Origin of the sequence: Kineococcus vitellinus (assembly GCF_009906315.1) — a bacterium.
Classification (GTDB): Bacteria; Actinomycetota; Actinomycetes; order Actinomycetales; family Kineococcaceae; genus Kineococcus; species Kineococcus vitellinus.
This window is the reverse complement of record NZ_JAAALL010000464.1, coordinates 1-2,199: the sequence shown is the minus strand read 5'-3', so window position 1 is coordinate 2,199 and position 2,199 is coordinate 1. Positions and strand designations below refer to the sequence as shown.

The following is a 2,199-nucleotide window of genomic DNA, read 5'->3' as shown; positions in this document are numbered from 1 at the left end:
GCCGTAGCCGGTGACGACCCGGGCGTAGTCGAGGACGCCGTCGGGCACCGGCGACCCGAAGGAGGTCGCCAGCGGCGCCAGGGAGACCGCGATCCGCTCGGCGCGCGCCGGCGCCGCCAGCACCCGCGGGTCGGCGGAGACGAGGACGTCGGCCGGACCACCCGCGCCGGTGCTGACGGCCGCGCCCGTGGACCAGGCCGCCAGCTGGAAGACGAGCGTGCGCCAGTGCGTCGGCAGGTCCAGCGCGAGCACCGAGCCGGGACCGACCTCGAACTCCTCCTCCAGCAGGTTGGCCGTCTTGGCCACCCAGGTGGACAGCACCCGCGCGGACAGCTCCACCCGCTCGCCGGTGCGCTCGTAGGAGGCGCCGTAGAACGTCAGCCGCGGCGCGGTGGGGTCGTCGGCGAGCAGGCGCTGCAGCAGCGCGGGGACGGAGCGGAGGGAGCCGGCGGGCACGCCCGCCACGGTACGCGCCGCGCCGGGCCGGCCCGCCGCGGGCGGTAGCGTCCTCGGCCGTGCCCGCACCGCCGCCCTCCTCCACCCCCCTGGCCGGGGTCGCGCTGACGCGGGTGCCCGTCGCCGTGGCCGCCGCCGTCGCGGCCGTCACCGCGATCGCCGTCCCGCTCGTGCTGGTGGACCTGTGGACCCCGGCCGTCGCGGTGCCCGTCTGCGTCGTCGTCGCCGTGCTCGCCGGCCGGCTGGCGTGGGCGGTGCCCGCCGTCGCGGCCCCCGGCTGGTCGGCCGCCCTCAGCGTCGCGGTGGCCGCCGGCAGCGGCCTGTGGGCCGCCCTCACCCACGCCGAGCACGTCGTGCTGCGCCGCGACGCGGGGTCGATGGCCCTCTACGCCCACCAGCTCGCCACCGCCCACGGGCTGCCGGTGGACCCCCGGGTGGCGGCGCTCGGCGGGGCCGCGGCGCTCGCCGACCCGAACCTCACCCTCGCCTCGCCGGCCTTCTACCAGGTCGGCGACGGCGCGGACGCGGTCGTCGTCCCGCAGTTCCTGCCCGGGGCGCCGGCGCTGTACTCGCTGGGGGAGTGGGCGGCGGGCTGGAGCGGGCTGTTCGTCGTGCCCGCGGTCGTCGGCGCGTTCGCGGTGCTGGCCTTCGCGGGGCTGGCCGCCCGCACCGTGGGGGCGCGGTGGGCGCCGCTGGCCGCGGCCGCCCTGGCCCTGGCCCAGCCCGTCCTGCACGCGCACCGCTCCACCTACTCCGAGCCGCCCGCGCTGCTCGTCGTGCTCGGCGCCGCGTCGGTGCTCGTCGCCGCGCTGGGCGCGGGCGGGCGCACCGCGGCCCGCCTCGGCGGCGGCGCGGGGCTGCTGCTGGGCGCGTGCGGGTTCGTGCGCATCGACTTCCTGCGCGAGGTGGCCGTCCTGGTGCCCGTCGTGGCGCTGCTGCTGGCGCTGCGCCACCCCGCCGCGCGGGCGCTGGCCGCCGCCACGGGCGTCGTCTCGCTGCTGGCCGTGGCCGCCGCGCTGGTCGTCTCCCGGCCCTACCTGGTCACGATCGCCGGTTCGCTGGTGCCGCTGGTGGCCGGCCTGGTGGCGCTCACCGCGGTCTCGGCGCTCGTGCTGCGGCTGGTGCGCTCCGGCCGTCCCGCGCGCTGGGGGTGGCTGCGCTCGCCGCGGCTGGGCACGGCGCTGGCGGCGGCGCTCGCGGCGGTCCTGCTGGTGCTGGCGAGCCGGCCGCTGTGGCTGGTGGTGCGCCAGGACCCCGAGGACCCCGGCAGCAGGCTGGTCGCCGCGCTGCAGCTCGCGCAGGGCCTGGACGTGGACGGCGGGCGCACCTACGCCGAGCAGTCGGTGACGTGGACCGCCTGGTACCTGGGCTGGCCGGCGCTCGTGCTCGCCGGTGCGGCCGCCGTCGTGCTGCTGCGCCGCCTCGTGGCGGCCGTGCAGGCCGGCGGGCCGCTGCCGGCCTGGAGCGCGCCGTACGTCGTGGCGATCGGCTCGACGCTGCTGACGCTGTACCGGCCGGGCATCACCCCCGACCACCCGTGGGCCGACCGGCGCCTGGTCGTCGTCGTGCTGCCCGCGGCGGTCCTGCTGGCGGTCGCGGCCCTGGCCGAGCTCGTGCGCCGCGCGGGCCCGCTGCACCGGGCGGGGACGGGCGGAGCGCACCAGCCGCAGCACGAGCGCCGAGACCGCGGTGAGCGCCACCAGGCCGGCCACCAGCGGCACCAGCGAACCGGCGATCGTGACC

The 2,199-nt window shown here is 79.6% G+C and carries 2 protein-coding genes; one reads left to right on the top strand and one right to left on the bottom strand.

Annotated elements, in window-relative coordinates:
* The coding region (locus GTQ99_RS22465; protein ID WP_166617896.1) for a TIGR03089 family protein at positions 1-456 on the bottom strand (456 nt) is incomplete at its 3' end.
* Positions 457-515: 59 nt separating this feature from the next.
* Here GTQ99_RS22465 and GTQ99_RS22460 point away from each other — a divergent pair.
* A partial coding sequence (locus GTQ99_RS22460) for a hypothetical protein (RefSeq protein WP_166617895.1) occupies positions 516-2,199 on the top strand: 1,684 nt, incomplete at its 3' end.